Origin of the sequence: Paenibacillus sp. VTT E-133280 (assembly GCF_002264385.1) — a bacterium.
GTDB lineage: Bacteria > Bacillota > Bacilli > Paenibacillales > Paenibacillaceae > Paenibacillus_AQ > Paenibacillus_AQ nitricinens.
In genome coordinates, this window is sequence record NZ_NFUX01000003.1 from 153,390 (window position 1) to 176,983 (window position 23,594).

The 23,594-nt window shown below is 42.3% G+C and carries 19 protein-coding genes; 11 read left to right on the forward strand and 8 right to left on the reverse strand.

Features of this window, described 5'->3' with window-relative positions; genetic code table 11:
* Window positions 1-70: 70 nt before the first annotated feature.
* The 4 genes from CA600_RS02540 to CA600_RS02555 form a co-directional block, all read right to left on the reverse strand.
* Window positions 71-973, reverse strand: coding sequence for a carbohydrate ABC transporter permease (locus CA600_RS02540; RefSeq protein ID WP_094868767.1), 903 nt, complete (start codon window positions 971-973; stop codon window positions 71-73).
* 9 nt (window positions 974-982) lie between these two features.
* Window positions 983-1,939, reverse strand: coding sequence for an ABC transporter permease (locus CA600_RS02545; protein ID WP_094868768.1), 957 nt, complete (start codon window positions 1,937-1,939; stop codon window positions 983-985).
* A gap of 124 nt (window positions 1,940-2,063) precedes the next feature.
* Complete coding sequence (locus CA600_RS02550) at window positions 2,064-3,623, reverse strand: response regulator transcription factor (RefSeq protein WP_094868769.1); 1,560 nt, start codon at window positions 3,621-3,623, stop codon at window positions 2,064-2,066.
* Window positions 3,616-5,403, reverse strand: coding sequence for a cache domain-containing sensor histidine kinase (locus CA600_RS02555; RefSeq protein WP_094868770.1), 1,788 nt, complete (start codon window positions 5,401-5,403; stop codon window positions 3,616-3,618). The genes CA600_RS02550 and CA600_RS02555 overlap by 8 nt, the downstream gene beginning before the upstream one ends.
* Window positions 5,404-5,803: 400 nt before the next feature.
* On the opposite strand from CA600_RS02555, the gene CA600_RS02560 reads away from it, so the two are divergent.
* From CA600_RS02560 to CA600_RS02570, 3 genes are all read left to right on the forward strand, one after another.
* Window positions 5,804-6,439 (forward strand): glycoside hydrolase family 11 protein, encoded by a 636-nt coding sequence (locus tag CA600_RS02560; RefSeq protein WP_094868771.1) that lies wholly within the window; start codon window positions 5,804-5,806, stop codon window positions 6,437-6,439.
* A 151-nt stretch (window positions 6,440-6,590) separates the two neighbouring features.
* Complete coding sequence (locus tag CA600_RS02565) at window positions 6,591-7,424, forward strand: formylglycine-generating enzyme family protein (protein ID WP_094868772.1); 834 nt, start codon at window positions 6,591-6,593, stop codon at window positions 7,422-7,424.
* A gap of 379 nt (window positions 7,425-7,803) precedes the next feature.
* Window positions 7,804-8,907 carry a polysaccharide deacetylase family protein gene (locus CA600_RS02570; protein ID WP_094868773.1) on the forward strand — a complete coding sequence of 368 codons (1,104 nt, stop codon included), beginning with the start codon at window positions 7,804-7,806 and terminating at the stop codon, window positions 8,905-8,907.
* Window positions 8,908-9,004: 97 nt separating this feature from the next.
* On the opposite strand, the gene CA600_RS02575 is transcribed toward CA600_RS02570, so the two are convergent.
* Complete coding sequence (locus tag CA600_RS02575) at window positions 9,005-10,087, reverse strand: GntR family transcriptional regulator (protein WP_094868774.1); 1,083 nt, start codon at window positions 10,085-10,087, stop codon at window positions 9,005-9,007.
* A 262-nt stretch (window positions 10,088-10,349) separates the two neighbouring features.
* Here CA600_RS02575 and CA600_RS02580 point away from each other — a divergent pair, with 262 nt between their 5' ends.
* From CA600_RS02580 to araA, 3 genes are read left to right on the forward strand one after another with little or no spacing between them, the layout of a single operon-like run.
* Window positions 10,350-11,957: a xylulokinase gene (locus tag CA600_RS02580; RefSeq protein ID WP_094868775.1), complete on the forward strand. Its 1,608-nt coding sequence runs from the start codon at window positions 10,350-10,352 to the stop codon at window positions 11,955-11,957.
* Window positions 11,958-11,973: 16 nt separating this feature from the next.
* Complete coding sequence (locus tag CA600_RS02585; RefSeq protein ID WP_094868776.1) at window positions 11,974-12,669, forward strand: L-ribulose-5-phosphate 4-epimerase; 696 nt, start codon at window positions 11,974-11,976, stop codon at window positions 12,667-12,669.
* A 32-nt stretch (window positions 12,670-12,701) separates the two neighbouring features.
* Complete coding sequence (gene araA, locus CA600_RS02590; protein ID WP_094868777.1) at window positions 12,702-14,126, forward strand: L-arabinose isomerase; 1,425 nt, start codon at window positions 12,702-12,704, stop codon at window positions 14,124-14,126.
* Window positions 14,127-14,209: 83 nt separating this feature from the next.
* Here the strand turns inward: araA and CA600_RS02595 are convergent, their stop codons facing one another.
* Together CA600_RS02595 and CA600_RS02600 are read right to left on the reverse strand one after the other, a co-directional pair.
* Complete coding sequence (locus CA600_RS02595) at window positions 14,210-15,352, reverse strand: glycosyl hydrolase family 8 (RefSeq protein WP_179281496.1); 1,143 nt, start codon at window positions 15,350-15,352, stop codon at window positions 14,210-14,212.
* 49 nt (window positions 15,353-15,401) lie between these two features.
* A complete protein-coding gene (locus tag CA600_RS02600) occupies window positions 15,402-16,376 on the reverse strand; it encodes a glycoside hydrolase family 43 protein (protein ID WP_094868779.1) in 975 nt (324 codons plus the stop codon).
* A 333-nt stretch (window positions 16,377-16,709) separates the two neighbouring features.
* Between CA600_RS02600 and CA600_RS02605 the strand changes: the two genes are divergently transcribed.
* The 5 genes from CA600_RS02605 to CA600_RS02625 all read left to right on the forward strand — a co-directional run bounded on the left by CA600_RS02605 (window position 16,710) and on the right by CA600_RS02625 (window position 20,458).
* Window positions 16,710-17,159, forward strand: a complete 450-nt coding sequence (locus CA600_RS02605; RefSeq protein ID WP_094868780.1) for an OsmC family protein — start codon at window positions 16,710-16,712, stop codon at window positions 17,157-17,159.
* A 55-nt stretch (window positions 17,160-17,214) separates the two neighbouring features.
* Window positions 17,215-17,577 (forward strand): hypothetical protein, encoded by a 363-nt coding sequence (locus tag CA600_RS02610; protein WP_094868781.1) that lies wholly within the window; start codon window positions 17,215-17,217, stop codon window positions 17,575-17,577.
* Window positions 17,558-18,508, forward strand: a complete 951-nt coding sequence (locus tag CA600_RS02615; protein ID WP_179281497.1) for an LLM class flavin-dependent oxidoreductase — start codon at window positions 17,558-17,560, stop codon at window positions 18,506-18,508. Before CA600_RS02610 ends, CA600_RS02615 begins: the two co-directional genes overlap by 20 nt.
* Window positions 18,509-18,542: 34 nt before the next feature.
* The gene (locus CA600_RS02620; protein WP_094868783.1) at window positions 18,543-19,571 is read left to right on the forward strand and encodes an AraC family transcriptional regulator; all 1,029 of its coding nucleotides are present in this window, start codon (window positions 18,543-18,545) and stop codon (window positions 19,569-19,571) included.
* Window positions 19,572-19,663: 92 nt separating this feature from the next.
* The gene (locus CA600_RS02625; protein ID WP_094868784.1) at window positions 19,664-20,458 is read left to right on the forward strand and encodes an SDR family NAD(P)-dependent oxidoreductase; all 795 of its coding nucleotides are present in this window, start codon (window positions 19,664-19,666) and stop codon (window positions 20,456-20,458) included.
* Window positions 20,459-20,513: 55 nt separating this feature from the next.
* On the opposite strand, the gene CA600_RS02630 is transcribed toward CA600_RS02625, so the two are convergent.
* Window positions 20,514-23,510 (reverse strand): ATP-binding protein, encoded by a 2,997-nt coding sequence (locus CA600_RS02630; protein WP_256989693.1) that lies wholly within the window; start codon window positions 23,508-23,510, stop codon window positions 20,514-20,516.
* Window positions 23,511-23,594: the final 84 nt, after the last annotated feature.

The window sequence follows — 23,594 nt, forward strand, 5'->3', positions numbered from 1 at the left end:
AGAAACCCTCCTTTTTCTGGTCAAAAAATTATTGTGTATACAGGCTGAGCCTGCTGATACCATAAGCGTATTAGCTCTTTACTGAACCCAAAGTCATTCCTTTAACAAAGTAGCGCTGCAAAAATGGATAGACGATTAGAATAGGCACTGTGACTACGATCGTGATTGCCATTTTGACGGATTCCGGAGAAATTTGTGCCATAACCTCCGTCATATTGCGACCTCGGAAATTGTCCGCATTAGTTGTCGTACTCTGTATGACCTTCATAAGCTCGAATTGCAGGGTAGTCAACGCATCCTTGGAACCATTGTAGAGATAAGTATCCAGCCATGAATTCCATTGGCCAACGGCTAAAAAGAGAGCGATGGTTGCTAGCGCAGGTTTGGTCAACGGAAGAATAACCCGCCAATAAATTGTGAAGTCATTAGCCCCATCCAGCTTAGCGGATTCCTGCAACGCATAGGGCAAGCCATCGATAAAGGAACGGATAACAAATACATTAAATGCACTGACAAGACCGGGGAGGACATACACACTAAAGGTTCCTATCATATGAAGATCCTTGATTAAGATGTAACCAGGGATGAGACCCCCAGAGACATACATTGTAAGCGCGAGAAATGTAGAGACGAACTTTCGGGCTTGAAAGTCTACCCGACTCAGAGTGAAAGCTAACATGGATGCACTGACCAACCCAAGAATCGTGCCAATCACCGTACGCAAGATCGAGATTTTGAGTCCGGTCATCAGACCAGAATACGCAAAGATCGTCTCATAGTTCTTAAAAGTGAAGACGCGAGGATAGATCGTGATTCCACCCTTAATGCTATCTGTGGAGTCATTAAAGGAAATGGCCAACACATTCAGAAAAGGATATAGCGTAACTATGGTCACTACAGTGATCGCTATATAGACTACCAGATCGAAGATACGGTCCGACCATGATACGGTGGCCAGTTTTTTACTTAGCATAAGGGCCTCCTATATGATGCTTTCCTTTGTTATTTTTTTGAATATCCCGTTGGCGACAAACAGCAGAATCACGCTCACTACAGAATTAAAGATATTAATGGCCGTACCGAAGGAGAATCGACCCATGCCCAGACCATAGTTCAGCGCGTACAAATCCAGTGTCTGAGAATAATCGCGCACCAGGTTGTTACCGAGCAGGAACTGCTTCTCGAACCCAATACTAATTAAATGCCCGATGGAAATGATGAGCAAAATAATGATCGTTGTCTGGATACCTGGAAGTGTAATGTTTCGCACTTGCTGCAAGCGACTTGCACCATCTACCCGCGCTGCTTCATAAAGCTCTGGACCAATGCCTGAGATGGCTGCAAGATAAATGATGGTGTTCCATCCGGTTTCCTTCCAAACGTCCGAAGCCGTGACGATTCCCCAGAATAAATGACCTTTAGCCATAAATTGAATAGGCTCACTGATTAGATGAAGACCCAGCAGTAGGTCGTTTACCGCACCGTTATCGGTAGAGAGCATTTTGGTAATAATCCCGGCAGCCACCACCCATGATACGAAGTGGGGGAGATACGAGACCGTCTGCACAAACCGTTTTAGAAACTGTAGTCGCAACTCGTTCAGAAGGATGGCAAAGAGGATGGGAATGATGAATCCGGCCAATAGGCCCATGATGCTCATTGCGAGCGTATTGCGAAGTGCATTGAAGAATTGATCATCCTGAATAAGCTCTCTGAAGTACTGTAAGCCGACCCATTTTTGCTCGAAAAAGGATTTCCCGGGCTTGTATTTCTGAAAAGCCATTGTCCATCCCCATAAAGGCAAATAATTGAATACAAATGCCCAGAGCACAAATGGAAAGGCCATCATATAGAGGTATTTTTGCTGTAAAAAAGTTGGCCAAAAGCGTGAGGTTGACTTCTTCGGCTCAGATTGAGCTTTTGAGGTAATCGCTTTCATTTATGTCCCTCCTTCGATATGCCATAATCATAATCTATAGAAAGTGTAGGAAACACCCGAATATTTCATATAAAAAACAGGGGGGAATCCGTCATTTTCGTAAGCGTTTTCTGAAAAAGTAAAATTAAATCAAGTTCTTTCTGCGGTAGTCTGAGGGAGAGATACCTTCAAGCTTTTTAAATTTTTCACGGAAATAATCCACATCGCTGAAGCCAACTTCGTTTGCGGCCTGATGAATTTTGTAGCCTTGAATTAATAGCTCCTTGGCCTTTTCCATGCGGACTTTATCCAGATAACTGTTAAAGGAATACCCCGTGCTGTTCTTAAAAAGCTTCCCCAAATAAGCGCTACTGTAACTGAATACATCCGCAAGCGTATCAAGCTTAAGATTCTCATTATAATGCCGATGGATGAGGTCCAGCATTCGCTTTAGGAAGACCTCCATATCGTCACGGGCAATATCTTTTGCATAATGCTCCAGAAGAGTGGTGGTATACCGTTGCAATTGAGGCAGAGAGGTATGTTTATATATTTGTTCAATTTGCTCATCCATGTCGTTGTGGAGAGGACTCTGCTCCTTATATTGAAGAGAGAGTTTATTTAGTAGATGAGAGACAATACGCACATAACGCGATTTCACGCTCATCTCGGAATAATCGGCGGTAATCATAAGCTCTCCAGCTTCTTGAATCAGGGTAAAGAGTAACGCACTGCTGCCAGTATCCATACAAAAAAATATTCGTTCCACAACGGACTCCAGCCTGTTCTCTATTTCCTCTGGACTAACTATCAGCTCTTTCTTTATTTTTATGGAATCCGGTCCAATCATCTCCGGTTCATCGTAGAAAAAATGCTCCTTCATCCTTGTAAGAGCAGATTGGTGGGAGACCGAGATATCCTCCAAGTTGTTCACCATATCACCTGCAGCGATGATACATTCAAGTCCATGTTCAAATACTACTTCCTGTATATTTTGGACCATTAATTTACGTACAAGCTCTTTCTGAAATGAGGGCTGCAGCAAAACTCCCAAATAAGAATCTAGCAACAATACTATGCCCCAGCCATGTTCTTCAAAACTATTTGTAAGTCTTGTCTTTATGACCGTTGAAGGTCCGTGGTCTGAATTGTCCTGAAGTAGCAGCCGAATTAGGACCACCTGATAGGAATCCCAAAGGAGTCCTGCTTCGCGTACGGTTGCCTCCAATATGGGTAAAGTCTGCATGCTTCGATCCAATAGCAAGGATTGAACCAGCATTTCCCGGCTCCATTCCTTAACTGCAGCCTGTTTCTTATGATGGGTTATACGTGCATGCAGCTCAATGGACAGATTTTCTAAGTATGACTGCAATTCAGCTTCATCCACCGGCTTGAGCAAATAGTTATCAATTCCAAAAAACATCGCACGCTTGGCATAGCTGAAATCAGCATAGCCACTGAGGATAATGATATGCATTTCAGGATCGAGAGCTCTCAGCTCTTCAACAAGCTCTAGACCATCTCTACCGGGCATACGGATATCTACGATCATTAAATCAGGGGAGTAAAGGTCATATTTATGCTTTGCCTCTAAGGCGTTCGCTGCGGAATCAACGACCTGATATCCAAGACTCTCCCAGTCTAGCAAAGCAACAAGTCCTTCACGAATCGCCTGCTCATCATCGACAATTAACACGCTATACATATGAATCACTCCTTAATGGGATTGCAAAGCTGATTTGCGTTCCAAATCCGATTTGACTTGTTAAAGTTAGCCCAAATTGCGGGCCGTAGGTCAGCTGGAGCCGTAAATGAATATTGCGAATCCCAATACTATTAGTTTCATAGTCATCATTATGATCTAGCATTTTGATAATTTCTTGTATTCGCGCTTTTGAGATACCGGCTCCATTGTCAGATACCTGAACCTTTAAATAATGGTCTTCTAAGCGGATTTCTACACGGATCATGCCGCCATCTATTCGATTCTCAAGTCCGTGGATGACACAATTCTCTACCAGAGGTTGAATAATCAAAGGAGGGATTTGTAAAGGGTTCGCCCTTGGGTCCACATGAAGCTCATACGTGAGTCTGTCATCATAACGGAATTTTTGGATGACTAGATAACAGCTTACGGTTTCAAGCTCACTTTGCAGACTGATCATCCCATTGCCAACCTCAAGGTTTTTACGCATCATTTTCCCTAGCAGTCGAACGACTTGAGAAATATCCGCTTGTCCCCTAACTAGGGTTTTCATTCGGATTGATTCCAGGGCATTGAAGAGAAAGTGGGGGTTGATCTGGCTGGCCATCATCTTGAACTTAATCTCATTTTGCTTAAGCTGGATCGCATTTTTCTGTCGGTTGGATTCTTGAACCTCACTCATTAGTTCATTAATGTTCCGTACCATATGATTAAATTGTCTGGCGAGCTGACCGATTTCATCTTTGCCGTCAATAACAAGCGTGGCTTCTAAATTACCCGAAGCGACCTTCGAAATATGCTTGCTAAGATGCAGTATCCTTCCAGTGAGTAGTCGCGAGACATAATAAATTAAGAGAATAGCCATAAACAATGCCGAAAGAACTACAATTGATGCTAGGAAAATAATTTGGTTGGGCTCATCGACAATGCTTGCAACAGAAAAAATTGAAATGATACGCAGGCTGTTCAAGCTTCCGCCTGGCTGCCAGTGATCGATCACCATTTTGAAAGGTTTACCGTCAATGGTTACATTGTGGGGACCTTGACTTGTATCAGATAGGGTTATGAGGTCAATGTTCGTCAGTGATTTATCTTGTGTATCTACCCGATTGGAGGCGACAATATTGTCGTTCTCATCCATAATAAGCGTTTCAAATGATTCCTGGTTAAGGATAGCATTTAGTTTATTCGTATTTACATTCACAACTAGGACCCCTGTGGTTCTCTCCTTAAAAAAATTCAACTTTCGGATTAGACTTAGATAATAACGTCCATTACGGTTATCCCGTATATAATTCCAGCACACCAGTCCTCTTTGATTGAGCGCAGTTTGGTACCATTGCTCTTGTGTAACATTCTCGCTCGTCTGTAGAAACTCCCAGTTGTCTAGAATCGTTGGATTATCAATATACAAGCGGATGCTGGAAACTTCGTTGTACAGTCGGACAAAATCACGGAAATCAGGATAATTCCAGTAAGCTTCCACGACATCATAGACAGATTCATAATGATGATTAGCTACCTCTTCAAGTCGGCTGTCATTTGATAGACGGTAAGCGATGTCGATCGGAACGTTAAGCATTTCGCCTGTCCGTTTCTTCACCCGATCCACGTTAGCGGTAATCTGCTCCAGCGCATTAGCCATTGCCATATTCCGTAGTTCAATAGTGAGGAACAGTCCTACAATTAAGACTGGAATAAGCACAACACAGCCAAATGACAGAAATAACTTCGTTCTGAGTTTAAGATTATTCACTAGGGTGATGATACGAGCATACACGAATAAGAGCCACCTCCAGCAACAGAATGTTAACGCTTACATAAAAGTATATCGTTAAACGAACTTCCATTATATGTGATCATTTAGGGATTTATTGTCTTCTATTATGGAGTTTTGAAATGGGGGGGCTCTATCCTCCCTTTTTGTAAGCAACTGCTTTATATCCCCATTTACAAATACAAAAGAACAATACTTTTTGGGGTAAAACCTTTAATTTGAACAGATAAAATGTAAGTAAGCTATGATAAACTTCTAATTGAAATCGCTTACAATTATATAAATGGAAGGATGTGGGATACCGGGATTCTCACCAAACAACAAAGTAAACCTCAGACGATTGCTTGGAATATTAGAGTTCAGTCAAGTAGTATGTAGTCAAAAAAATCTTAGGAGGTAGATTATGTTTAAGATGAATAAGAAAATCTTGACTGTATTCTTCGCAGCAACTATGAGCTTTAGCCTGTTCGCAGCAACCACAAATGCAGCGACAGATTATTGGCAAAATTGGACCGATGGTGGTGGAACAGTAAATGCTACCAATGGATCAGGTGGTAATTACAGTGTTACATGGTCGAATACCGGGAATTTTGTTGTCGGTAAGGGCTGGAATACCGGATCACCTACAAGAACAATAAACTACAATGCCGGCGTCTGGGCTCCGTCGGGTAATGGATATTTGACACTCTATGGATGGACGAGAAACTCACTCATAGAGTATTACGTTGTTGATAGCTGGGGCACTTATAGACCAACTGGAACATTTAAAGGCACCGTGACCAGTGATGGAGGCACCTATGATATTTATACCACTACGCGAACCAACGCACCTTCCATTGACGGCACTGCTACATTCACACAGTTCTGGAGTGTAAGACAGTCGAAGAGAGCAACGGGAAGCAATGCCGCTATCACTTTTAGCAACCACGTTAATGCATGGAAGAATTATGGAATGAATTTGGGTAGTAGTTGGGCTTACCAAGTGTTAGCTACTGAGGGATATCAAAGTAGTGGGAGCTCTAACGTAACCGTGTGGTAACCAATAAACATCAGGCTCTTAATCGATGAAAGTACTAAGGACTGCCGGTCTCACAACCGGCGGCCTTATTTATTCCAAAAGATTACTTACATACTACTAAGATCATCGTCACGACTTATTATTTTCCTATCCGTTCAAAGGAGATAAATCAATGAGAAAACTATTGAGTTTCCTATTCATAGCAACAGTAGTTGTTATCAGCGCTTGCTCACAAGAAAAGCCTGAAACGAGTAATGACAATGTATTTGTAGAGGGAGGGACTTTTATAAACTCAAAATCCAACTACAATGGTGAAACCTTATCCAACTTTTATATTGGTAAATATGAGGTAACTCAAAAAGAATGGATCGAGGTAATGGGAAGCAATCCTTCAGAATTCAAGGGCGACAATTTGCCGGTTGAAATGGTTAGCTGGTATGACGTTGTTGAGTACTGTAATAAGCGGAGTATAAAAGAGGGTTTAAAACCCTATTACAATATAGATAAGAATAAGAAAGACACAAATAATAAGAGCGATAATGATATTATAAAATGGACCGTAACGATCAATGTGGGAGCTAATGGTTATCGCTTACCGACAGAAGCAGAGTGGGAGTATGCTGCAGGTGGAGGTCAATTAAGCAAGAGTTACACATACAGTGGAAGCAATAATGCAGATGAAGTAGCTTGGTATTGGAAAAATGCTGGAGATAAATACTTAACGGGTGAATGGAACTGGCCTATCATTGAAAACAACAATAATAAAACAAAATCCGTCGGTGTCAAAAAGCCCAATGAGTTAGGACTTTATGATATGTCTGGAAATGTCAGGGAATGGTGTTGGAACTGGTACGGGGACATGGGAAGTGATATCGGTTCTTTCCGGGTTGTAAAGGGTGGTGGTTGGATCGGCAACATCACAAACAACGAGATATCTTTTCAGGGCAAGTTTGAGGCAAATGGCATGGGACCTGATCAAGGTTTTCGTGTGAGTCGTGGTGAGTAAACGGCGGGAAGGTTATTTTCTTTTAAGTTTGGACTCCATGACAGTGATTAAAATTTTCTTACCAATAAGCTGTTTCCGGTACTCAACCGGAAGCAGCTTATTTAATTTCGTTTATTTCCAACTACAAAAGATCTAAACTTTTCACGATATAAGCTTTAGTTTATGCATATGAAAAAATTGGGACAATGTTAGAATTTAATTGTTTCCGCTTACATTTATAAATATGGAATAAAAAGGAGGTTGATCAAACGGGTTGCACAGCATCTTAGTAAGACTAGTTGCAGTACAACCAAGAGGAGGAAAGCAAATGAGACCAAAGAGAATGCGTTTATTTAATGGAAAGATTTGAAGAGGTAAAGTTGCTAGGAGGGATGAAAAGATGATTAGAGCCAACGTAATAAAATGGACGGCCATTGCGTCGCTAGTCGTATTCTTATTTACAGGCTCACTGACGATGACTGGTGACAAGGCTCTCGCGGCCGATTGTTCGAACGGCTATGTAGCATTAACCTATGACGATGGTCCGAACCCTAACAACACTGTAACACTACTTAATGCACTACAACAAAACGGCTTGCGTGCAACGTTCTTCAACCTTGGACAGAATGCCCAAAATAATCCGTCCCTAGTAAACCAGCAGAAGGCAGCAGGCATGTGGATTGGGAATCATTCCTGGTCTCATCCGCATTTGACCCAACTGACCACCTCACAAATGTCATCAGAGGTTACAAACACGCAAACGACACTACAGTCTATAACGGGCACGGCTCCGAAGTTGTTTCGTCCGCCATATGGTGAGACTAACGCAACTTTAAAGTCCATTGAGGCCCAAAATGGTCTCACTGAAGTTTTATGGAACGTTGACTCCCAGGACTGGAATGGAGCCAGTACCGCTCAGATTGTAAATGCTGTAGGTACAATGCAAAATGGCGACGTGATCCTTATGCACGATCAGTACCAAACTACGGTTCAAGCGATTCCACAGATTGCACAGAATCTCAAGAACCGCGGTCTATGCTCTGGCATGATCTCGACGAGCACAGGCCGGGTAGTCGCTCCTGATAGCGGAGGTACGACACCTACTCCAACACCAACGCCATCATCTACACCAAGTCCTGGCACAAGCACAAAGATTGAAGCTGAAAACATGACCAAAGGTGGTCAGTATACTGCCAATATAAGCTCACCGTTCTCCGGAGTTGCTTTATACGCCAACAATGATTTAGTGAAATACACACAAAATTTCTCGAGCGGTACCCATAATTTTTCACTACGCGGGGCTTCGAATAACTCCACTATGGCGAGGGTCGATTTGAAAATCGGGGGAGTAACCAAGGGTACCTTTTACTTCGGGGGAAGCAGTCCAGCCGTTTATACGCTAAACAATGTCAGTCATGGAACCGGAAATCAAGAGATCCAGCTCGTCGTAACAGCTGATAACGGAACATGGGATGCTTACCTTGATTATCTGGAAATCCAGTAAATATTCCACACATGGAAGTTGGAGACGGACTGCTTAATGTAGAGACAAAATGAAAAAATCAACCCGCCAGCCATGACTGGTGGGTTGCAAATGTAATCTATCTCTCAACTACAGTCTCACCTTCAATTAACACAGGCTGATAATAAGTGTTGTTGGGCAGGTCTTTTTTTCCTTGTAGTTTCTTAATGACCCAATCTGCTGCATCTCGTCCCATGGCTTCTTGTGGGTGTGTCAAGGTGGTTAGTTTGATGTTCGCGTTTTTGGCAATATAAGAATTGTCTTGTCCAATAATCGATAATTCCTCCGGAATAGTGATTTCCAGCTGTCTGCAGGCATGGACCACTTCCAATCCAACCTCGTCGTTATAACAAACAATAGCAGTGAGCGTATCTCTATTTTTATTCAGAAAATCCTTCAAGTCTGTAGATAACGTCTGTTTTGTCTCCGTGTTGAATGAAAAAATCTGCTCAGGATAAAATCGTAATTTGGATTCTCCGAGCGCTTTAATATACCCCTTCATCCGATACTTTCCTTGTAAATCATCCATTTTTGCAATGAGTCCTATTTGGGTGTGGCCTTTGGTTATCAACTCTTTTGTTGCCAAATAGCTGGACTGCACGTCATCAAGACAAAGGTACGGCAGTTCTATTTCTTCATAAAAGGCATTAATCATTACTATCGGAATATCCTGTTCCTTAAAAGAGAGGTAGTAAGCAATATTGGGGTTATATAGATTGCTTTTCGTCGGTTCAATAATTAAACCATCTACACCGTAGGACAGCATCATTTCCAGCGCCTTTTTTTCTTGAGCAACATCGTTATTGGTGCTAGCTAATAGTAAAGAATAATTATCCTCATTTAGCCGACTCTCGATCCCACGGATAATGGAAGGAAAGATATAATCGGAAATATAGGTCGTGATTACACCGATTGTCTTCTTATGGGAACTCCCGCCGGTCTTCGAACGATAGTGGTTGCTAACATAAGTACCAGATCCTTTTTCGCTTCGCAGGAAGCCTTCATTGGAAAGTTCTAAAATTGCTTTTCGAACAGTCTGCCGGCTAACTTCATACATGGATTGTAAAGCAGACTCAGTAGGGATTTGTTCACCAACATTGTAATCTCCCGAAAGGATTTTGCTTTTTATGTCATCTAATATCAATTGATACTTTGGTTTCATGTAATTCCTCTTTCCATACTTGTTCGCTAAGTTATTCGTGTAATTGGTGAATTTGTATGTACAAATTATAGCATGACTGCGAAAAAAATAGAAAGGGGCTCTTTTTTTATACAGTTAAATCATTATTATCTCCACATTTGTATGTATATATAACAATTTAATTGACAAATGTACGTACAAAAAATTATACTGTAGCTGTCAATTAAGAAAGTTAATTCTTATCATGACCGTTTAAAAAAGCGCTCTCAGAGAGGTGACAAACGTGATATCGAATCGATTAAGCATCGAACAAGCGATTAATAAGGGAGAAACTTCGCTTGGTATTGAATTTGGGTCCACGCGCATCAAAGTTGTACTTATTGATCATTGCTTTCAAACGATCGCTTCTGGAAGTTACGAATGGGAAAATCAGTTGAAGGACGGTTTTTGGACGTACAACTTGGAAGATATTATCAAAGGTCTGCAAGACGCATATCGCGAGATGAAGGAAGAAGTTGCACAAAATTACGGAATCACCCTTCAAACGGTTGGCTCAATCGGTTTTTCTGCAATGATGCATGGATACATGGCTTTCGACGAGCACAATGAACTTCTTGTTCCATTCCGGACTTGGCGTAATGCAACAACAGGTAAGGCTGCCAAAGCATTGACTGATCTGTTTGGGTTTAATATTCCAGAACGCTGGAGCATTGCTCATCTTTATCAGGCGATTTTGAATAAAGAAGAACATGTGCCACAGATCCGTTTTGTTACGACATTATCAGGATATATTCATTGGCTATTGACTGGAAATAAAGCACTTGGTGTTGGGGATGCTTCGGGCATGTTCCCTATTGATGAATCCACACGAAATTATAATGAATCGATGATACAGCAGTTCGATGAGCTTGTTGCAAGCAAAGGTTATCCGTGGAAGACCAGTGATCTGTTTCCTAAGGTGTATGTTGCAGGGGAGCAAGCAGGTGTATTAACCGAAGCGGGAGCTAAAATTCTAGATCCATTGTTACATTTACAGGCAGGCATTCCGCTCAGTCCTCCAGAAGGGGATGCCGGAACCGGGATGGTGGCAACGAATAGCGTAAGAAAACGCACCGGAAATGTCTCTGTAGGAACCTCTGTTTTTGCCATGATTGTGTTAGAAAAAGAACTTTCCAAAGTTTATCCGGAAATCGATATGGTTACTACTCCGAATGGAAGTCCAGTGGGCATGGTTCATGCGAATAACTGTTCAAGTGACCTCAACGCCTGGCTCGGGTTATTCCGCGAGTTCTATGAAGCCATGGGACACAAAGTGGATGCAAATAAATTGTACAACGTGCTTTTAAATAAAGCTTTGGATGCAGATCCTGATGCCGGAGGCTTACTAAGCTATGGTTATCTCTCAGGAGAGAATATTACTGGGTTAGAACAAGGTCGTCCGCTATTTGTCCGCTCGCCGGAGAGCAAATTTAATCTGTCCAACTTTATGCGTACGCATCTATTCAGCGCCTTTGGTGCTTTGAAAATTGGAATGGACATTTTGACGAAGGAAGAGAATGTAGCCATTGATAGTATTTTAGGCCACGGCGGCTTATTTAAGACTCCGGTAGTGGGTCAAAAAATAATGGCAGCTTCAATGAATGTTCCTGTATCCGTAATGTCGACTGCCGGTGAAGGCGGTGCATGGGGAATGGCTATTCTTGCCGCTTACATGATGAATAACAATCAGGAAGAAAGTTTAGAAGACTTCCTCGATCAAAAAGTGTTCAAAGATGTTAAGGGTGAAGAAATTCATCCAGAGGCAACCGACATTAAAGGATTTGAAACCTTTATTGAACGTTATAAAAAGGGTCTGGCGATCGAGCAGTCCGCTGTTGACAATTTAGTGTGAAAATGGAGGTGGCAAGATGTTAGAACAACTTAAAGAAGAGGTTTTTCAAGCCAATCTTGAATTGCCGAAACAAGGACTTATTAAGTATACATGGGGAAATGTAAGTGCGATTGATCGTGAAAGTGGATTTTTCGTAATCAAACCTAGTGGTGTAGACTATGAAACAATGAAAGCCAGCGACATGGTTGTTGTTGATCTCGATGGGAATGTGGTTGAAGGGGATATGAGGCCTTCATCTGATACTCCTACTCACGCAGTGCTTTATAAACATTACTCTGAAATCGGCGGAATCGTGCACACGCATTCTACTTGGGCGACCATCTGGGCTCAAGCAGGACTAGATGTTCCTGTCATGGGAACGACGCATGCAGATACCTTCTATGGTTCCATTCCTTGTGCGCGTTTCTTGACGCAAGAAGAAGTCGATCGTGGTTACGAAGCGGAAACGGGTAATGTCATCATCGAGACTTTTGAACAGCGCGGGATAGATATTATGGCGGTTCCTGGTGTTTTGTTAAAAGGCCACGGACCCTTTACGTGGGGAAAAGATGCGAAATCGGCGGTAATGAACAGCGTAGTTTTGGATGAAGTATCCAAAATGAATTTATATGCAAGAGAACTGAACCATTTTGCAGAGGAATTGCCACAACGTATTCTAGATAAACATTACTTGCGCAAACATGGAAAAGGCGCTTATTACGGACAAAAATAATAAAACTACAAAATGACGAAAAGAGGATGAATATGTCAACAGCGGTAGCAAAAGAATTTTGGTTTGTCGTAGGTTCGCAACATCTTTATGGGGAAGAAGCATTGGCTGAAGTTAAAGCACACGCACAAACGATGACAGATGCTTTGAATAAAAGCGGAGTTTTGCCTTACCCACTAGTATTGCAGGATTTGGCTGTCAGCGCAGATAAAATCACCAACATCATGAAAGAAGTTAACTACCGTGACGAAGTTGCCGGTGTCATCACTTGGATGCATACGTTCTCACCTGCAAAAATGTGGATCCGCGGAACTAAGATGCTGCAGAAGCCTTTGCTTCATCTAGCTACGCAATATAATGAAAGTATTCCTTGGGCAACAATTGATATGGACTTCATGAATCTAAACCAAGCGGCACATGGTGACCGTGAATATGGTTTCATAAATGCACGGTTGAACAAACAAAACAAAGTGGTAGTAGGTTACTGGGAACGTCCTGAAGTCCAAAAGCAAATTGCAGAATGGATGGACGTAGCGGTTGCTTATAATGAAAGCTTCAATATCAAAGTCGCTCGCTTTGGTGATAACATGCGTAACGTTGGCGTAACCGAAGGAGATAAGGTTGAAGCCCAAATTCAATTTGGATGGACTGTGGACTATTTTGGTATTGGCGATCTAGTGCAAATTATTAATGATGTTAAAGAAGAAGAAATCGATGCTTTGTTCGCTGAATATGCGGAGCTGTATGAGTTTGATTATGGTACTAACAGCAAAGAAGCTTGGGAAGCTAGCGTAAGAGTTCAAGCAAGCTATGAAATCGCTATTAAACGTTTCCTAGACCAAGGTGGTTATAATGCCTTCACGTCAAACTTCGAAGATTTGCATGGCATGAAACAACTTCCTGGACTTGCTGTTCAACGTCTAATGGCACAAGGCTATGGTTTTGCTGGGGAAGGCGATTGGAAGACTGCAGCACTTGATCGTTTGCTTAAAGTGATGAGTCATAATCAATCCACCGGCTTTATGGAAGATTACACATATGAATTGACGGTTGGACAAGAATCGATCCTTCAATCCCACATGCTTGAAGTAGACCCTACTTTGGCAAGCAACAAACCAAAAATCATCGTATCACCGCTAGGTATTGGTGGTAAAGACGATCCAGCACGTTTAGTATTTGATGGTAAAGCAGGAGACGGTGTCGTAGTTTCCATGGCTGACTTCGGTACTCATTACAAACTTTTGATCAATGAAGTTACTGCTTTTGAACCAACTGTTCCAGCTCCAAACCTTCCAGTAGCTCGTGTCCTTTGGAATGTTAAACCAAACTTCAAAGACGGGGTTAAAGCATGGATCGAAAATGGTGGCGGTCATCACACCGTTGTATCATTAACACTTACAACAGACCAAATTATTGCTTACGCAAAACTTGTTAACTTGGAATATGTAGTTATTAAATAATAGCAAAGCTTTATTACGATTAATAGGACTCCAATCCTCGACCTTTTTGAGGAATGGAGTCCTATTGTTTTGTTCGATTTCCTTCAATAAATGCGATAATTTCCACTAAGGGCCAGTAAACTAAAGAAGTACAGACAGTTATCATAATAACGACGTTGTCCGGTGCGCAAAGGCGTATTCCAAAACAAACGGACAAAATGCTCTGCCTCCGGGCCATCAGAAGCAAGGGAAGCCATGGCGTTGGTCGCCAAAAGACCTACCGGATGCAGCGCCGGTTCCTCGAAGGGCTGTCCCTCAATGGTATACCGCCGGTAATCGGAAACTTCGATATTCCTAAAAAAAGCTTGAATCCGGTTACATTGATCGACCTGCCAGCTGTCCTTTTGGAACCATGCCCAGTCCAATCCGATATTAGCCGCAACCCTGTAAGCATCACTGAAGAAATAGCTGAAATCACCATGAGGCTGGGGATCTGCCGGGGTTCCGTTAAAATTGGCATATTCGGGAGCAAGGCCAGTTATAGGATGGCATGCAGTGTGTAGGTATGTGCGGCTGGCTTCCGCCGCTTCTCGCCAAAACATGCGGTCACCTTCATCAGCCCACAAAGCGAACAAATCATAGAAATGGGGGAGATGGTAAGATGGATCACTGAAGGTGGATTCCGGTACAAATTTAATCAATTTCGTTTCCGCATCCCACATTGAGTCACCAGTGCCTGTTTCAGTTTTATGTACACAAGCACGCAATATCGTTCGGGCTTGCTCAGAATAATTATAAGGTTCCAGACCGTTCCCCCAACGTTTTGAGGCAAAAAACAGGGCCATGGCGAAAAACTCTTCCCCGTCCGGTGCAGGTCCCTGAGAAATCCTTGTACCGTCAGGCTTGCAGTGCCAAGCAAAGTAATTGGCATAACGACCTTCTTTGTGCTGCATAAACGTCTTTGAGAAGTTCCATAAACGATCAAACTCATCTTTTTTATTCATTTGAACGGCCATCATCATCCCGTACGACATTCCTTCTGACCGTACGTCTAGATTACCTGTATCCAGAATATAGCTTTTATTCTCGTCCTGCGGATAGTAGATTCGTACGTTCGGATCTCCATAAAATAAATCATTCCAAGTTATATCAATTTTAGCGTTGATTTCATCTTCAGAGAAGCCAAGCTCCTTAAATAAATTTCGATATTCCCCCGTATAAAAAGCACCTTGTTGTGTTATTGACATCAGAATCCCCTCCAGTGAACTACAGCATGCCGCCTATTTCATTAAAAAACTAAGGATGGATAGTTTGAATAGTGCCGTCATCGTTGTATTTCAGCTCCGTATATTTTACAGAACGCTTATTGTCAGCTCCACCAGACAAAGAACTGTCATGATAAAATAGATACCATTTCTCTTTAAACTGAACAATAGAATGGTGTGTTGTCCAGCCCAGGACTGGTGAAAGTATTATTCCTTGATATACATAAGGCCCAAACGGATCTTTACTGATAGCGTATACAATATTATGGGTAGTTCCCGTGGAATAAGAAAGATAATAATATCCGTTATATTTATGTACCCATGGACCTTCAAAATATCTTCTCTCTTCATCTCCAGCAAGAATCGGATTTCCGTTCGAATCAATGATGGATATTTCTCTAGGTTCACCTTCAAAGCTCATCATGTCCTCGCTCAGCTCCGCCACGATAGGTCCAAGTGCTGGCGCCGTCTCAGCCGGGCCTTCGGCATCCGCAACAAATGAGCCAGTTTGCCATTTTTCAAGTTGACCGCCCCAAAGACCACCAAAATAAATATATGATTTGCCATCATCATCAACGAAAACAGCAGGATCAATGCTATAACTGCCGGGAATATAGTTTGGTTCAGGTGTAAACGGTCCGGAAGGTGAAGCTGAGGTAGCAACCCCGATTCGGAAAATATCGTCATGGTCTCTGGCTGGGAAAAACAAATAGTAGGTATTGTTTTTGTATGCTGCATCCGGAGCCCACATTTGCTGCTTGGCCCATGGGACATCCTTCACATGAAGCACTTCACCGTGGTCGATACAAGGGGAGCCCTCTCCATCAATAGATAGAACATGGTAATCCTCCATATTATATTGGTCACCGTTGTCATTAGAGATCATATCGTGATCTAGGTCATGAGAGGGATAAATATAAATTTTACCTTCAAATACATGAGCGGAAGGATCCGCAGTATAAATATGAGTTACGAGAGGCACATTGGGTTGCGCAGGCTTTGTCAAGTCATTTCCTCCTATAAAGTTAATCGCTTACAATGCTAATGGTATAAGAACTTTAAGGCTCTGTATATATAGCAACTATAGTTTATACCCCACAAAGTTTAGATGTTGCTTTCTTGATCTTGTCGAATCCTTACCCTCGTCAAGTACAATTCGGGTAAGTTCAATACAACGCTGAAGGTGTTTGATATCAGGCCTCCTGAAATTTAATTAATAGATAAATCTCACGAACAGCAGGCCAGAGCCTGTTTGTTCCCCGCATTCTTCTATGTTAGCATGTAAAGTATTCGATTAAAAATATGTCATGCAATTTCAAGATAGGGAGGGCATCTAGAAATGAAACACCCATTTATATTAAATGCCGTATGGAACGGCGGACGTAATAGTGATGGAACGATTGAAGCCGGACAGCTCAAGACACAAATTTCCATTCCGAAGGAAATGGGCGGGCCCGGAATTGGAACGAATCCAGATGAGATGCTTCTGGGTGCAGCAGCAACCTGCTATCTCATTACACTTGCAGCCATGCTGGAGCGATCCGAGCTTATAACTTCAAATCTGATCTTAACATCAGAGGCGACGGTGGATGTAACAAATAACATTTTTACATATGAAGCCATCAAACATTCACCTGTAATCACACTTTCTAAAGACGCGTCACAAGTCGATATCGATAAAGCTATCCATATTGCCCATAAAGCGGAAGGCTCTTGCATGATCTCCAGAGCTGTAGCAGGAAACGTACAAATTACTACACAGCCAACAGTGCTGACATCAAGTATGTAAGGATAGGTTCTAAAGCAGTAGTTATCCCTTAGGAATCAGAGAGGAGAAATAAACTTTGAACATTGAGTTGTATAAGGATTTGATCAAGGATGAACGTGGGAATTATTACGTAGCGGTACACAAAGAGGACAATGAACTGACCTTGGTAAATGCAATGCTTGAGCGTTCTTACCAGGACCTGCTGGAATTTAACGAAGCGTTTAAAAAGAAATATGCGGAATACGAGCACCAGTTCATCGGCAAAGTGATTATGGATAAGCTGCGGCACGATGTTGTGTTCGCGTCCAAAGAAGACGGCCATGGACGAATGTATAATCTGGCAGCGGTTGCTGGCGATTACAAGGTTACTTTTATTGATATGATTGAATTTTACCGAAACCCTCGAGTAGGACGTAGCTATGACCATGACAGCCATTAAGCTTAGTGTATTGGACCTTGTGCCTGTATTTGATGATGTGGATGCAAGCTTTGCTTTAGGACAAGCGGTGGAACTGGCTCAAACAGCTGAAAGACTGGGATATACTCGTTATTGGGTTGCCGAACATCATGATATGCCGGGCTTAGCGTGTACCTCCACAGAGGTGTTTTTATCGCATATTGGAGCGAGAACACAGCATATCCGCATCGGGTCGGGAGCTTTATTGCTGCCGCACTATAAGCCGTTAAAAGTGGTAGAATCATTTCATTTGCTGGCAAGTTTATATCCTGGACGTATCGACCTTGGATTAGGCCGGGCTCCTGGTGGTGCTGCTGAAGTAAGTTTAGCGCTGAGCGGAAATTTTCTCGAAAATGTTTGGAAAATGCCAGAGCTGCTTAAGGGAGTTACCGAATTGTTGCAGGGGAACTATTCATATGAAGGACGTCAGATAACCGCCCGTCCGACTCCACCCGAATCGCCAGAGTTGTGGATGCTGGGCACTAACAAGAAGAGTGCAGCATATGCTGCCGAGTTTGGTGCAGGCTATGTGTTTGGTCAATTCATGAGCGATGTAGCCGGGGAAGAAATTTTGCAAGCTTATCGAGAAGCCTTTGCGCCTTCTTCAGTTAATGCTATGCCTCGGGCCATCGTAGCAGTTGGCGTCATTTGCGCCGAGACAGAGGAAGAAGCAATGCAGCTAGCCTCTTCCAGTATGACATTATTTCAACAAGAAGGCTCAGCCGAAGAAAAATCCAAACTTTTGGAACGCAAACTGCTGATAGGCACACCCAAAAGCATTAAAAAAAAGCTGGAACAGTTATCTCACTTGTATGGAGTTGAAGAATTCATTATCGTTACTATGATTCCAGACTATGAGAAACGGCTGCATTCGTTTGAGTTGCTTGCCCGTGCTTGCTTGGATTCTAACTAGCCCTTTCTTCATGCAATTAAGGAGGTCCACATAGATGCAGACTAATCCCTCTGACTCCATTAAAATCCCTCCCGGATTTTGGGCTGGATTAATTCAATTAGGGATAACCGCTCAAGATATAGCCAGTAAAGCAGGTCTTCCCCTGAGCCTTATCACGGAGTCAGTAGTCAGCACAGCCCAATATTTCGCTATCTGGCAGGCATATTCGGATCTCGTTGGAGATACTGCTGAGGGAATCATCAAGCTAGCAACCGTTTTTGAAACTACACAATATCCGCCGACCGTCTTAGCTACTTATCATGCTAAAGATTATCGTGACGCTCTAAACCGAATGGTGCGCTATAAACGAATGTGTCCTCCAGAAAGCTTGCATATTCTCGAGGAGGGAGAGCTATGTACAATCGAATTGAATTGGCAGCATCCCGAGTATTCCGGTCCACCGCTGCTGCTTGGCCTTACCCTGGCGTTTTTACTGGAGCTTGGGCGGCGGGGAACAGGTATACCAATGACAGCACAGTCTGTAGAATTTTCACAACCCATAGGGGATTTACAGGTTCTTGAAGCTTATTTCGGCTGTCGAATTCAGATCGGTGCTGAGACTAACCGTTTAACACTATGCCGAAGTGATTTGGATCTGCCCTTTATCTCGTATAACGAAGAGTTGCTAGAGATTCTGACTCCCGTTTTGGATCAGACACTTGCTGAACAACAGGGCAGTCACTCCATTACGGAAAGGGTCAAATGGATTATGAAACGCAGTCTTAGCGGAGGGAAACCCGAGATTCAAACCGTTGCAAATGAGCTAAGGATGAGTGCTCGTACCTTACAACGGAGGCTTACTGAAGAAAATACGAGCTTCAAGCATTTGCTGGCACAAGCTAGACATGAGCAGGCGCGAGCGTATTTAGCAGATCCTTCCCTCGATGTTAAAGAGGTGGCTTTCTTGATCGGATATGAAGATCAGAACTCGTTCTACCGTGCCTTCCGACTTTGGGAAGGAGATACTCCTTCAAATTGGCGTGTTAAACAAGAAGTTTGGCGCAAGACGCTAGTTACTGAATAATCCCGGTAAGATAGTATAATTACTAGCCGGTACACAGTACAGCGCTTGAGAAACTGCTAATTAACTCGCCATGATAAAAGGAGAAATGAAATATGGATATGGGATTAAACAATAAGATAGCTTTAATTACAGGATCAACAAAAGGTATTGGTAAAGCTATCGCCTTTGAACTTGCCAACGAAGGCGTTAATGTACTAATAAATGGACGGAATTATGAAAAGGTAGAACAAACAGTAAATGAAATTAAAGCAAAATTTCCGGAAACTTCTCCTCAGAATGCTGCTGCCGATATTGTAGATATGGGACAGAGAGAAGCTTTACTTGAAAAATACCCCCATATCGATATTTTAGTTAATAATATGGGGATTTATGAACTGATGAGCTATGACGACGTTGATGATGAAATATTTGAAAAATACATCCGTACGAATGTTCTTGCTGCAAATGGATTAACGAAATTTTATATGCCAAAAATGTTAGAAAACAATTTTGGACGCGTGATCTTCATCGCTAGTGAAGAAGCAATAATGCCGTCAGCTCAAATGCCACAGTATGCAATGACAAAATCAATGCTATTATCGTTGGCAAAAAGCTTATCTAAATTAACAATCGGAACAGAAGTTACCGTCAATACTATCATGCCAGGACCAACACTCTCTGAAAATGTGCACCAAATCATTGATGGAATGTATTCAGATGAAGCGTTGACTTTTTCAGAAAAAGAGAAAAAATTCATGGCTGCAAACTTACCGCAATCTGAAATACAGCGATTTATTAAACCTAATGAAATAGGTAGACTAGCAGCATTTATGAGCAGTCCCTATGCCTCTGCATTTAAAGGCTCTCCGATCCGGATGGATGGGGGCATGGTACCTACTATTTTCTAAATGTAGTATCGATACAAAAAAAGCCACGCCTTATGGAATGGCTTTTTTTGATATATTATTCACTGTCCTCCGGTATAACAAAGGATACCAAAGTACCTTCACCTTGTTTACTTTGAATAAAAAGACCCTGACCATACAATTGCATCAGTCTTCGATGGGTGTTAGCCAGTCCGATGCCGCTTTTAGCTTTCATGGTCGGTTCCAGCAACAACGCAAGCGTTCTATGATCCATACCTAACCCATTATCCTCCACTTCGATCTTTATAGCATTGTTCAGACGTGTGGCCCGAATATAAACGGTACCACCCTGCTGACGCTTGAGCAGACCATGCTTAATAGCATTTTCTACCAAGGGCTGGATGGATAGAGGGGGTAACAGGATATTAATGTCTGGATCCACCTCCCAAACAACGGAAATTCGTTCTGCGAATCGTGTTTGTTCAATATACAAATAAGATTCTACCAGCTCTAGTTCATGAGAAAGGTTCACGAGTTCTCCGATATTTAAAAAGTCAAAGCTGATTCGCAAAAAGGAAGTAAATGCAGTAATGAGCTCTTGCATCTTTTTAGTATCCATATCACTGAGTGCCGCTATAGAGTTCAATGTATTGAACAAGAAATGGGGTTGAATCTGTGCCTGTAGATAAGCCGCTTCAATACGCACCCGTTCATTAAAAGAAATTTTCATCGCTGTTAAGGCTCGAATGCGATATTTGAGTTCAACTGCATCCACAGGTTTGGTAACATAATCATTTGCGCCGGAGTAGAATCCTGTGTAGATATCCTCAGGTTGACTGCGGGCAGTCAGCAATATTACTGGGAGCTCATATAACGAATAACGCGCGCGAACCTTTTGCGTTAATTCATATCCTGACATATGCGGCATCATTACATCACTAATCAGTAAATCCCAACGCTTTTTATCTAGCCAATCCAGTGCTTCTTGCGCTGAGTTCACCGTCGTAATGAGATAAAGTTCGTTTTCAAGAATGCCCTTTAGCACATTCAGATTAACAGGGTCGTCATCTACCACCAAGAGATTCACCTTGGCGTCTGTAAAGAGTGGCGGGATTTTGTCAGTATGTTGATTAGTTTGTTCGGAAATCCCCCATTTAGCCATCTGCTTATAAATCTCATCTGGTGTATACGTTGTTATAGGTGCAGCCTCTCTTACTATCTGTTCGCTATAGGGATCAGCAAGGGGGAGTGCAAAACTGAAAGTTGAACCTTTGCCGAGTTCAGAAAGGATGCTCAAGCTGCCACCATGCAGTTCTACCAGCTGCCTGCTAATGCTTAGTCCCAGTCCAATTCCACGCCCGTCATTTATTCCGTGAGGGCCTTGCTCATAGGGGAGGAATACCCGCGCCATGGTCTCTTCGGTCATGCCTACTCCGGTATCTGTTACATAAATAAAGATATGAGCGTCTTTTTCCTCAGCTGAAACAGAAACAAGTCCTTGCTCGGTGTATTTGAGCGCGTTGTGCACTAGATTTAATAATACTTGTACTAGTCGTTTCTCATCCGCAAGAATAGGAGGTATAGATTCTGGTATGTTCATGGATAACCGTACCGGTTTACCTTCAATCATATATTGAAGCATATTGATGACTCCGGGAACCACCGATTGAACTAAAATAGGCTCCTGATGCAAAATAACGCGATGCTCTTGAAGACGTACTACATCCAGTAGATCACCAAGCATATGGGACATACGGCGGCTGATGGTAATCAGTAACTCCATATCTTGCCGACTACTCTCGTTGAGCCTGTCCTTTTCCTTCGTTATTATATTTTGCGCGATATTCATAATTCCATGAACTGGTGTTCGCAGCTCGTGAGAGGTATTGGCAAGAAACTGATCCTTAAGTTTATCTGCTTTTTTCAGCTGCTCATTTAGCTCCATGTTCTCTTTGGCATTCTGAAAATACTTTTTAAACCAATAAGCTGAGAAGCCTACGATGGCGGCAATAATATCTACAGGATAGTAGACAATTGAATAGTGGCCGTTACTATCCCACAAGTTCCATAACAAATTAGAGATGATGGCCGCACCTGATATCAGTAGAAAAACAACATCTTTATCATCTTGCCTTTTGAATAATAAGCGTCCCAAGCTATAGATCAACCAGATAAAGGGAATATACTGAAACACTTGAATGATACCCCAGTGAATCGATGTACTGACCAAATAAGCAGGAACAATAAATATAAATAAGGTATAAAGGAAAAGACACCACGTGTAAGCGCGTAACCACTTGTTGACTTCGGCACCTGAGGTGAATTTCCTGAAAACAAGCAGAATAAAAAGGTTCTGCCATAAGAAGGCGATTAAACGGATTTTTAAAGACCAAGTGTAATTAATCGGCAGTAATACTAGAACTAAATTGTCATTTCGGGCCAAAAGGATGACAGCTACAGATAATGTCATTAGCCCTACAAGGAACAGAGCACGTTCTTTAGGATTAAATAAATACAGAATACAGGCATACAGCCCATGTAGTAGCAGGATGATTGCAGTAAGCATTTGAAATCCAACGGTATAAAAATTTGTCCGGTTAACCACTTCCTGAGAGCCAAAGAAAATAGGCCCGCTAATACCGCCTTTATAGGGGTGATCAAAGTTTACTACCTGAATAAGTACATCTATTTCTGTCATATTTTCCGAAAAATATGATGCTGTAAATGAGGTGGTTTTTGGTGCATATGTATTGGTATCGAGAGAAATTATCCCATTATTGTGAATAGGGCTGCCGTTAATTTCCACACTGGAGGTGGAATAAATTTGTTTGATCCAGAACGAGATAGGCTGCTGAAGCGGTTCTACCAAAATACGCAGGCGGTACGTCCCATATCCATATGATGTTGTGTGATCAGTTCCGATAGCATTGCTCCAATTCCCAGGAACTTGAAGCGCTTGGGATTGCCTTGGGATAGCGGAAGTCTTGGACGAAACAAATTGCGAAGGATAGAAGCTCCATTCACCATCTAGCCTGAATAAGTTCGCCTTCTCCAGATCCTGGCCACGTAAATCCAGTACACCGTTGCTAATCATAGGTACATTGTTGGAAACCTTAAATATGTTGAACCAAATGCAGCGTAGGCCAAAGAGAATGCTGATAAAAAGTAGAATGATTGC

Coding starts and splice junctions, on each gene's coding strand:
- CA600_RS02540 (WP_094868767.1), bottom strand. CDS start 973: ATGCTAAGTAAAAAACTGGCCACCGTATCATGGTCGGACCGTATCTTC.
- CA600_RS02545 (WP_094868768.1), bottom strand. CDS start 1,939: ATGAAAGCGATTACCTCAAAAGCTCAATCTGAGCCGAAGAAGTCAACC.
- CA600_RS02550 (WP_094868769.1), bottom strand. CDS start 3,623: ATGTATAGCGTGTTAATTGTCGATGATGAGCAGGCGATTCGTGAAGGA.
- CA600_RS02560 (WP_094868771.1), top strand. CDS start 5,804: ATGTTTAAGATGAATAAGAAAATCTTGACTGTATTCTTCGCAGCAACT.
- CA600_RS02565 (WP_094868772.1), top strand. CDS start 6,591: ATGAGAAAACTATTGAGTTTCCTATTCATAGCAACAGTAGTTGTTATC.
- CA600_RS02570 (WP_094868773.1), top strand. CDS start 7,804: ATGATTAGAGCCAACGTAATAAAATGGACGGCCATTGCGTCGCTAGTC.
- CA600_RS02575 (WP_094868774.1), bottom strand. CDS start 10,087: ATGAAACCAAAGTATCAATTGATATTAGATGACATAAAAAGCAAAATC.
- CA600_RS02585 (WP_094868776.1), top strand. CDS start 11,974: ATGTTAGAACAACTTAAAGAAGAGGTTTTTCAAGCCAATCTTGAATTG.
- araA (WP_094868777.1), top strand. CDS start 12,702: ATGTCAACAGCGGTAGCAAAAGAATTTTGGTTTGTCGTAGGTTCGCAA.
- CA600_RS02595 (WP_179281496.1), bottom strand. CDS start 15,352: ATGTCAATAACACAACAAGGTGCTTTTTATACGGGGGAATATCGAAAT.
- CA600_RS02605 (WP_094868780.1), top strand. CDS start 16,710: ATGAAACACCCATTTATATTAAATGCCGTATGGAACGGCGGACGTAAT.
- CA600_RS02615 (WP_179281497.1), top strand. CDS start 17,558: ATGACCATGACAGCCATTAAGCTTAGTGTATTGGACCTTGTGCCTGTA.
- CA600_RS02620 (WP_094868783.1), top strand. CDS start 18,543: ATGCAGACTAATCCCTCTGACTCCATTAAAATCCCTCCCGGATTTTGG.
- CA600_RS02625 (WP_094868784.1), top strand. CDS start 19,664: ATGGATATGGGATTAAACAATAAGATAGCTTTAATTACAGGATCAACA.
- CA600_RS02630 (WP_256989693.1), bottom strand. CDS start 23,510: ATGATTAGCAACGGTGTACTGGATTTACGTGGCCAGGATCTGGAGAAG.